The sequence below is a fragment of the Acinetobacter sp. YH12112 genome, from assembly GCF_013418945.1.
Taxonomy (GTDB): Bacteria; Pseudomonadota; Gammaproteobacteria; order Pseudomonadales; family Moraxellaceae; genus Acinetobacter; species Acinetobacter indicus.
This window is the reverse complement of sequence record NZ_VPBA01000014.1, coordinates 64,102-74,221: the sequence shown is the minus strand read 5'-3', so window position 1 is coordinate 74,221 and position 10,120 is coordinate 64,102. Positions and strand designations below refer to the sequence as shown.

The 10,120-nt window shown below is 47.0% G+C and carries 8 protein-coding genes; 5 read left to right on the top strand and 3 right to left on the bottom strand.

What is annotated here, in order from left to right; genetic code table 11:
• Positions 1-219: 219 nt before the first annotated feature.
• Together FTU50_RS07280 and FTU50_RS07275 are read left to right on the top strand one after the other, a co-directional pair.
• On the top strand, positions 220-1,665 hold the full coding sequence (locus FTU50_RS07280) for a YdiU family protein (RefSeq protein ID WP_160242836.1): 1,446 nt from the start codon (positions 220-222) through the stop codon (positions 1,663-1,665).
• A gap of 75 nt (positions 1,666-1,740) precedes the next feature.
• Entirely contained in the window at positions 1,741-2,121 is a 381-nt protein-coding gene (locus FTU50_RS07275) for an MmcQ/YjbR family DNA-binding protein (protein WP_180062732.1), read from the top strand.
• Between the two features lie 69 nt (positions 2,122-2,190).
• Here FTU50_RS07275 and FTU50_RS07270 read toward each other — a convergent pair whose 3' ends face one another.
• From FTU50_RS07270 to baeS, 3 genes are all read right to left on the bottom strand, one after another.
• On the bottom strand, positions 2,191-2,457 hold the full coding sequence (locus FTU50_RS07270) for a hypothetical protein (protein WP_180062731.1): 267 nt from the start codon (positions 2,455-2,457) through the stop codon (positions 2,191-2,193).
• 265 nt (positions 2,458-2,722) lie between these two features.
• Positions 2,723-3,409 (bottom strand): response regulator, encoded by a 687-nt coding sequence (locus FTU50_RS07265; RefSeq protein ID WP_005180005.1) that lies wholly within the window; start codon positions 3,407-3,409, stop codon positions 2,723-2,725.
• Positions 3,410-3,424: 15 nt separating this feature from the next.
• Positions 3,425-5,095: a sensor histidine kinase efflux regulator BaeS gene (gene baeS / locus FTU50_RS07260; RefSeq protein ID WP_005180006.1), complete on the bottom strand. Its 1,671-nt coding sequence runs from the start codon at positions 5,093-5,095 to the stop codon at positions 3,425-3,427.
• Between the two features lie 134 nt (positions 5,096-5,229).
• Between baeS and FTU50_RS07255 the strand changes: the two genes are divergently transcribed.
• The 3 genes from FTU50_RS07255 (at position 5,230) to FTU50_RS07245 (ending at position 9,895) form a co-directional block, all read left to right on the top strand.
• On the top strand, positions 5,230-5,841 hold the full coding sequence (locus FTU50_RS07255; RefSeq protein WP_180047101.1) for a hypothetical protein: 612 nt from the start codon (positions 5,230-5,232) through the stop codon (positions 5,839-5,841).
• A gap of 296 nt (positions 5,842-6,137) precedes the next feature.
• Positions 6,138-7,940: an acyl-CoA dehydrogenase C-terminal domain-containing protein gene (locus FTU50_RS07250; protein ID WP_180055136.1), complete on the top strand. Its 1,803-nt coding sequence runs from the start codon at positions 6,138-6,140 to the stop codon at positions 7,938-7,940.
• Positions 7,941-8,113: 173 nt separating this feature from the next.
• The gene (locus FTU50_RS07245) at positions 8,114-9,895 is read left to right on the top strand and encodes an acyl-CoA dehydrogenase C-terminal domain-containing protein (protein WP_180055135.1); all 1,782 of its coding nucleotides are present in this window, start codon (positions 8,114-8,116) and stop codon (positions 9,893-9,895) included.
• Positions 9,896-10,120: the final 225 nt, after the last annotated feature.

Below are 10,120 nucleotides of genomic sequence, written 5' to 3'. Positions count from 1 at the left end.
GAGTGATGGGAGAGAATGTTCAAGAGTGGATTCTAAATGTTCAGATAAAGACATAAAAAAATGAGCGTATTTACATACACTCATTTTTACTACATTTTTCTAATATTTGCTTAACTGACTGGCATTATCCTGATGGAGGCTTTTTCTATTCGGAAACACGACACTTTTCTCCAGCCAAGTTTGTTATAGTGAAGGCCTGTTCTGAATGGCTGTTCTGCAATGCAATTTAACTCGCGCTATCCTACCCTGCCTTCCCGTCTGTATCACCAGCAACAACCGCTGCCTTTAAAAGGCGCCAAAGCCGGGCATTTCAATGCAGCACTGGCCGATGAACTGCAATGGTCAGATGAAGACAAAGTACAGTGGGTCGAAATCTGTAGCGGCCAGAAAACATTTGCTGAATTTCCGCCGTTGGCCATGGTTTATGCCGGGCATCAATTCGGGCAATGGGCCGGCCAGCTCGGTGATGGACGTGGTTTACTGATTGCCCAGATTGTTGACCAGCATCAGCAGACCATTGATCTGCATTTAAAAGGTGCCGGTGCCACTCCCTATTCACGGATGGGCGATGGTCGCGCGGTGTTACGCTCGGTGATTCGTGAATATCTGGCCGGTCATGCCTTAAATGCCTTGGGCGTACCTTCCAGTAATGCCGTGGGATTTACTTCATCCACCCAAGGGGTACAGCGTGAAAAACTGGAACCGGGTGCAATGATGTTACGTACCTCGGACTGTCATATTCGGCTGGGGCATTTTGAATGGATCAATCAATATCAGCCAGATTTACTGCCTGAATTTACCCAGAAATGTATCGAATGGCATTATCCGGAATGTCTGAAGGCCGAGCAGCCTGTTTTAGCTTTTGCCACACAGGTGGTGCAGCGTACCGCAGTGATGATTGCCCAATGGCAGCTGGTCGGCTTTGCCCATGGGGTGATGAATACCGATAATTTAAATATCACCGGTTCTACCCTGGATTTTGGCCCTTACGGTTTTATGGAGCGCTTCCGTCCGAACTGGATCAACAACCATTCCGATTATCAGGGACGTTATACCTATCAGCAGCAGCCGAGTATTGGGCACTGGAACTTGTGGACCTGGCTGAACAACCTGATTCCACTTTGTCCGGCAGACGATGACCAAGAGCAATGGAAAACGGATCTGGCTCAATGTCTGGCCCATTTTGAACCGACCTTCCTGGAACACTACAAGCATGGTTTAAACCAGAAAATGGGCTTACCCAGCTTCCATAAAGACAGCTTTGACTGTGCGATGGCTTTTTTAAGAATCTTGCAAAGCGAGCAGCTGGATTACACCCAGAGCTTTATTCGCCTGCAACATAAAGACTATGAAACGATTAAAGATGACTGCCTGGACCGCCGTCAGTTTGAAGCCTTCCTGACGCAATATGAGCGTATTCGTGAACATCAGGATACCGATGAACTGGATGCCGCCATGACCGCCGTCAATCCACATTACATCCTGCGCAACCATATGGCGCAAAAAGCGATTGAACTGGCCGAGCGGGATGATTTTTCTGAAGTCGAGCGTTTATTTCGCCTGCTCAGCCAACCCTATACCCGGCAGACCGCGCTGGAAAAACCGGAAGATTTAGCGCCGCTGCCAAGCGATGTGCCTGAAGTGATGGTCAGCTGCTCGTCTTAAAGTATCCACATTAGCCTGGTAAATTGTGGATAATTTCAGCATTATCCACAAAGTGCCCTTCAACCTAAATTGCGTATGGCTTTGCATCCACTTGCGGCAAAAGTCGCTACTACCCTGCCTGAAGTCACAGTGACCCAGCCTTTTGGTGAGGGTTGTGATGTGTTTAAAGTGCTGGATAAAGTCTTTATGTTACAGTTTTATCTGCACGGACAAGCGGTCATTAATTTAAAAGTAGCGCCAGATCATGGTGCCATGCTGCGTGATATTTATCCGTATATTCGTAGCGGCTGGCATATGAATAAACAGCACTGGATTTCAGTGTATGAAGATGAAGAGCTGGATGAAGCTTTAATCGAAGATTTAGTGCTGAATTCTTATGCGTTGGTGGTGTCCAAACTCAAGAAACTGGATCGACAACGTATAGCGTTACTCAAAACTGTAGGCTCGCGTGTTTAGCTCGGGCAAAAACACAGAGATAAATCGTGCCCACAGTTTAATCCTGTCTCTCGTATGTAAAATCAGCGATTAAACTTTATATTTATCATTGAACAACTCAAAGGCTTTGCGCCACCCTGAATGTTCACTGCTGTGCTGGCTTTTTGCAATTAAATACTGCAATAGTGCTTTGATGGTGGCCACTGTATCGGAATTTAAACAGACAATAATCTGCTGTACACAGAAGTTGATCTGATGTTCCAGGCGGGAACTATCCTGGGTTTGTTCAACATAGTGTATCGCGGGGGTGATATTGCGCTGAATTAAGCGTGCGACAAGCTCAGTATTGACGTGCATAGAAAAATTCCCAAAAGCGGGCTGCGGATTATACCGGAATTTTATTTACTTCAATTTTCAGGCTTATTAAAATTTACAAAATATTCTTGTTAAAAATTAAATTCATTTAAAAATTATAATATTAGAAATCCCCCCCTTTTATCTTGGTCTTATGCTTGATCAGTCTGTTGATTTATCACCATCCTGCCCCTAAATACTGCACAACCTACTCTCATAAAAAAAGCGAATAGGCACATATCTATTCGCTTTTTCACTCCGCATGAAATTAATCTTCCGGATATTCAAAACGGTAGCCAACCCCATAGACTGCCTGAATCCACTCATGACGATTACCGGTTTCTGCCGCTTCGGAAATCTTGCGGCGCAGGTTTTTGATATGACTGTCAATCACCCGATCTGCAACATCAAAACTGTCCGGGTTAATATGGTCCAGCAACTGGGCACGGGAATAAACCTGCCCAACATGCTCTAAAAACAGCTCCAGTAAACGGAATTCGGTTGGGGTCAGGTTCAGCGCTTTTTGCTGATACCAAATGCGTTGCTGGGCTTTATCCATCCGGAATAAATCATTGGTTTCCGGTTCAGCCTTGCGGTCTAAGCGACGCAGCACTGCCTGCACACGTGCCACCAGTTCTTTCGGACTAAATGGCTTACAGATATAGTCATCTGCACCCATATTCAGGCCCAGCACCCGGTCAATTTCTTCGGTACGCGCCGTGACCATAATAATGGGCAAATCGGACTGCTCACGTACTTTACGGCAAATGGTCAGCCCATCCATACGTGGCACCATCAGATCCAGAATCATCAGGCTCGGTTTACGCTGCAAAAAGCTGTTATAGGCTTCTTGTCCATCATGAAACATACTGACCTCAAACCCAGCAGCTTCAAGATAGTCGCGGACCAATTGAGCGAGTTCAACTTCATCTTCAACCAGCATGACATGTTTCATGAATATCTTTTCCTTTTATTGTTTGGTCGGAATCGGGAAAGTCAGTTTGCAGCGCAAGCCACCCAATGGCGAATGCGCAAAACTCAGCTGGCCACCCATGGCCTGCGCAATTTTAGCAGACAGCGCCAGACCTAAACCGGTACCGCCAGTGCTCCGCGTACGCGAATCATCCACCCGGTAAAAACGCTCGCCTAAACGGGCTAGCTGTTCATCGGTCAGGCCAAATGGACTGTCATCGACATAGACACTCCATTCTGTTGCCGTCTGCTCACTATGAATATGAACCTGCCCACCGGCCTCAGTATAACGAATACTGTTCGCAATCAAGTTCACCATAATTTGTTTAAAGCGGTCTATATCTAATTGTAAAGGCACAGCTTCACCTTCTAGACGCACGCTTAACTCGGCCTGTTCAAACTTCGGCCGGAAATTCTCGACTTCCTGTTCAATCACCTGCCAAGGGTTGATTGAGGCCAGATAGAATTTCAGCTGCATGGCTTCGGCCTGCGCCAGATCAGCCAGGTCCTGAGTCAGTTTTTTCAGGCTGCTGACCTGACGCATCATCGCATCTAAGTGTTCCGGTGTGGCTTTACGGATACCATCCTGCATAGCCTCAATTTGGGCCTGTAACACTGCCAGCGGGGTTTTTAATTCGTGCGAGGTATCGGCCACCCACTGCCGGCGTGAGGTTTCATGCTGATCTAAAATGACTGCCAGCTGATTCAGCTCTGTAGATAAATCACCCAACTCATCATTACGGTTTACTTTCACCTGATACTGATAATTGCCTTTGGTCAGTTCACGGGTCCCATTGAGCAGACGCTGAATCGGCTTTTTAAAATAGGTCGCCAATAACCAGGCCACCAGTAAACTGGCAATAAAGGACAGACCATAAATCAGCAGCAGATAACGCTTTTGTTCGCTAAAGAAATTAATGCTGAGCGCATCATCCTGATCCAGCACCGGTTTTAAACCCAGATAGCCGACCACCTGATTGTTCATTAAAATCGGGCGATACGACATTTGTCCTTCTGCCGGCTCACCGACCACAAACTGACGCTTGGCATCATATAAAGCCAGACGTGAACTAAGACCCAAACGGTCCGGCATGGAAATAAACTGTTTTTTGCCATCCGATTGTGGCTGATTCGGACGCGGGTTCTGGGCACTGCCCTGATTAACCCGGGTGGTATTCTGCTGCGCGCTTAAAGGAAATTTCAGGCCTTCAAAGGGACGGTACTCGGAAGGCAGATTCATTTCCAGCCATTTTAGTTCCTCCTGCGAGGCCTGGCGTTTCTGCGGATCTGGTTCAGCCAGCGTTGGCGCCACATTCATTAAGGTATGTTCTTCAAAATAACGCTGCTGCAAGGCAATATCGTACTGACGGCGCAACCACCAGCGCGACAGGCGGTCATAATCTTCCGGGCCGGCCTGCCCTTCAATTTGCAGGATTTGTGCCTGAATGGCATTGCCCCAATCATGATAGACGCCATACACACCGGCCAGATTATGAATCACATGATCCAGCTTCTGCATTTCGACATCGGCCACGTATTTGGTGAAATTGCGTTGCATATTCCAGTGCAGCACCCACAGGCTGACCGTGGAAATGACCAGCGCGGTCAATAGCACAGTCAAAAACAGGCGCAGGGCGATTGGAATCCGGCGTATTTTCAAAACACTCATCTCAATTTTTCTTTTATTTCACTATTGTAGCGAACAGTGTCTGAAAAAACTCTCCATTGTTTCTTCATCTTTATTATTTATTCTTGTCGCAGTTAAAGATAACTGTATCGCGGTTCTGTGTGGAGACAATAATCATGAAAACGATGACAAAAATTGCGCTTGTTTCAGTGGGTTTACTCAGTGTCGGGACACTGACAGCCTGTCAGTCAACCAATAGTACAGCAACGCCGGAACGTGAAGGTCGTATGGCTCACTCCATGCACGGCAAACATGCACGCCTAAGCCCGGAACAGCGTGAACAATGGCAGCAGCTGCGTACTGAACGCCGCCAGATGATGCAGCAGATCAAAACGGCCTGTGAAGGCAAAGCTGCCGGACAGGTGGTTCAGGTCAAAGCCGGTGAAAAAACCGTGAATGGGACCTGTTCCCTGGTGTTTACGCCGGAACGCCAGCAGCTTAAACACAGCCGTGAACATCGTCCAATGCGTGGCGATGTACGCCAGTTTAAACAGCATGGTCCTCAGACAGGTGCCTTAACCGATGCCAAACGTGCCGAACTGGTGAAACAGTATGATCAGCGCCTAGCACAGCGTCAGGCCCGTCAACAGGCTATGGCCAATGCCTGTAACGGTAAAATAGCCGGTCAGACTGTCCAGATTAAACTGGGGGATAAATCGGTCAATGGTCAATGCAGCCTGCGTTTTAAACCGAATACCGCTGTGACCATTCCGGCCAAAGTGGCTTAAGCGAAGTCAGCAAATAAAAAAGGCGCATGGTGCGCCTTTTTTATTGGACATATCTGTTTACGTTTTTGACTATTTGTCCACTTCCTATACCGATAAATCTGTTTACACTCAATACACTTAGCTATTTCAAGTTAAAAATCTTTGACTTTACAGTCACCAAGAAAAGCCGTTGAAATGCTTGTACCCAATTAGAAGATGTTGCACGATTAAAACATTCAAGATGCGCCTGTGAAGGCGCGTGAACTCACTGATTTAGGATTATAACCGCTGGTTAAACCAGTATTGAGGAACCCGATATGCCACAATACAAAGCGCCACTACGTGATATGCAATTTGTTTTGCATGAATTATTAAATGCTGAAGAACATTATGCAAAACTCCCTGCATTCTCTGGAAACGTAAGCCGTGAGTTGGTTGACCAATATTTAGAAGCTGCTGCTGACTTCTGTGAAAATGAATTATCTCCTTTAAACCAGGTGGGCGACCGCGAAGGCTGTACCTGGAACGATGGTGTAGTCACCACGCCGACTGGCTTTAAAGAAGCGTATCAAAAATATATCGAACTGGGTTTCCCGTCTTTATCTGCCGAAGAACAGTACGGCGGTCAGGGTTTACCAAACTCTCTGGGCATTACCATTTCTGAAATGGTCGGTACCGCAAACTGGGCTTGGGGTATGTATCCGGGTCTGTCTCATGGTGCAGTACGTACCCTTGAGCACCACGGTTCGCAAGAACAAAAAGATACCTATCTGCCAAATCTGGTATCAGGTGTCTGGACCGGGACCATGTGTCTGACCGAATCTCATGCCGGTTCTGACCTCGGCATTATCCGTACCAAAGCGGAACCAAATGCGGATGGCAGCTATGCAATTTCTGGCGAGAAAATCTTTATCTCTGCTGGTGAGCACGACATGGCCGAGAACATCATCCATATCGTTCTGGCACGTTTACCAGGTGCACCGAAAGGCACCAAAGGTATTTCACTGTTCATCGTACCGAAATTCAACCTGAATGCTGATGGTTCAATCGGTGAGCGTAATGCTGTGCGTTGTGGCTCGATCGAACACAAAATGGGGATTCACGGTAACGCGACTTGCGTGATTAACTTTGACAACGCTAAAGGTTACTTGATTGGACCTGAAAACCGTGGTCTGAACTGTATGTTCACTTTCATGAACACGGCGCGTATCGGTACTGCAGTACAAGGTCTGTCTGCATCTGAATCTTCATTCCAGGGCGCTTTGGCGTATGCAAAAGACCGTCTGGCTATGCGTTCACTGTCTGGTCCAAAAGCGCCAGAAAAAGAAGCCGATCCGATTATTGTGCATCCAGCAGTACGTAACATGCTGTTGACCCAAAAAGCATTTGCTGAAGGTGGCCGTGCGCTGGTTTACTTATTGGCTCAACACGCGGATGTAGTTGAAAAAGGCGCGACTGAAGAAGAGCGTAAATTCTCTGACAACATCCTGTCATTGCTGACACCAATTGCAAAAGCATTCCTGACTGAAACCGGTTCAGAAGCTGCAAAACACGGTGTACAGGTATTCGGTGGTCACGGCTTTATTTCCGAGCACGGTATGGAGCAGATTGTACGTGATACGCGTATTTCTTGCCTGTACGAAGGTACCACTGAAATTCAGGCACTTGACCTGCTTGGCCGTAAGGTTCTGGGTACACAAGGCGCGATGCTGAAAGATTTCACCAAGATCATTCACAAATTCGCAGAAGCCAACAAAGACAATGCCGGCATGAAAGAGTTTGTTGAACCGCTGGCCGCGCTGAACAAAGAATGGGGCGACCTGACCATGCAAATTGGTATGCGTGCGATGCAAAACCCTGAAGAAGTCGGTGCTGCAGCAGTCGATTACCTCTACTTCTCTGGCTATGTGACACTGGCTTACCTATGGGCACGTATGGCACTGGTTGCACAAGAAGCCTTGGCTGCGGGTACTACCGATGTCGACTTCTATAATGCCAAAGTGACCACTGCACGCTTCTACTTCAAGAAGATCCTGCCACGTGTACGCTCGCATGTTGACGTGATTGCGACTGGCCTGGATCCATTGATGGCGCTTGATGCTGAACACTTCGCCTTCTAATGCACGTGATGTGTAGTAACTTGTAATGGATGTAAAAAGGACGGCCAGCTGTTGGCGGTCCTTTTTCTCTATTTATCACGCTATATTAACCTTTCGTCGTCTAATCAATTGAAATCTCATCGTTTAGACTGACCTGATCACTATGAATAAACAAGAAACAGGTGAAATGAACTATGCCAATTTATAACGCACCGCTTGCCGATATGAAATTCATCCTGAATGATGTCTTCCAAGCAGAACAATTCTGGCAAAATAACGAAAATCTCGCCCACCTCGATGCTGCAACCGCAGAAGCCATTCTTGAAGAAATGGCCAAATTTACCCAGAACGTTACCCTGCCCTTAAACCGCACTGGTGATGAAGAAGGTGCCCAATATAACAATGGTAGCGTAACTACACCGGCCGGTTTTAAAGAAGCATTCAAGCAATATGCCGAAGGCGGCTGGATTGGCTTAGGTGCCGATGAAGAATGGGGCGGTCAAGGCATGCCAAAAATGCTGACCGTTCTGTCAGATGAAATGATTTTTGCCACCAACCCGTCATTTATGCTGTATCCACTGCTGTCAGTCGGTGCGGGCATGGCGCTGAGCAGCTATGCTTCTCAGGAACAAAAAGAAACCTATTTACCAAAAATTTATTCAGGTGAATGGTCTGGCACCATGTGTCTGACTGAACCACATGCCGGTACCGATTTGGGGATTATTAAAACCAAAGCGGAACGCAACGAAGATGGCAGCTATAACATTACCGGGACCAAAATCTTTATTACCGGTGGTGATCATGACCTGGCTGAAAACATCATTCACCTGGTACTGGCCAAAACCCCAGATGCACCTGCCGGTTCACGCGGTATTTCGCTGTTTATCGTGCCGAAATTCCTGGTGAATGAAGATGGTTCATTGGGCGAACGTAACCCTGTAGGCCCAGGTTCAATCGAACACAAAATGGGCATTAAAGCCTCTGCCACGTGTGTCATGAACTTTGATGGTGCCAAAGGCTATCTGGTTGGTAAAGAAAACGAAGGCTTGGCAGCCATGTTCGTGATGATGAACTATGAACGTCTGTCAATGGGTATTCAGGGTTTAGGCGCCTCTGAATTTGCTTACCAGAATGCAGCACAATATGCGACTGACCGTTTACAGGGCCGCAGCGCTTCAGGTGTACAATCACCAAACAAACCGGCTGACAGCATTTTAGTACATGGTGATGTACGTCGTATGCTCTTGAATGTGCGTGCCAATAACGAAGCATCACGTGCCTTTGCAGTCTATGTCGGCCAACAGCTGGACATCACCAAATTCTCGACTGATGCAGACGCGGTGAAAAAAGCCAATGACCGTGTGGCGCTGCTAACGCCTATTGCCAAAGCCTATTTAACCGATACCGCTTTCCAGGCAACATTGGATGCGCAAATGTGCTTCGGTGGTCATGGCTATATCCGTGAATGGGGCATGGAGCAATGTGTACGTGATTTACGTATTGCGCAAATTTACGAAGGTACCAATGGCGTCCAGTCGCAAGATTTAATTGGCCGTAAAACCATTAAATGTCAGGGCGCCTATATTGCAGAATATATTGCTGAAATCCGTGACTTTGCCAACCAGTTAGATGCCGATCTGAACTTCATTAAAGATGCGACCTTAGATGCAGCCACAGAAGTCGAATCGGTAACGCAATACATTCTGAATGCGGCGTCTGAAAATGCGGAATTCCCGAATGCGGCAGCGGTCGATTATTTACACGCGGTTGGCCTGCTCAGCTTTGCCTATATGTTTGCCCGTATTGCCCAAGCAGCACAGGCCAAACAGGGTGAGTTCTATCAGAACAAACTGGCGCTGAGTCTGTACTTTGTACAACGTATTCTGCCAGAGCTGGAAATGCGGATTACCCGTATCAAAGCCGGTTCTGATGTGATCATGAAATTCTCGGAAGATTATTTCACTCATCAGGCTTAAGCCTTTTATCTCTCAAAACGCCTGCACTGTCAGGCGTTTTTTATAGCATCCATTTTTCCTGCTGTTTTTACACCACTTTTCCTGTAGTTGTGCACAGTTTTTGCATGAATTTGTCTCATTCATTCAGCATCATCATCAGGAGGAGCATATGACAGCACGGCATCCCAAAGTAGAAAAAGTAGAATCCTGACAGTCTAGCTGTGATTGTTAATGGTTGCATTCGGT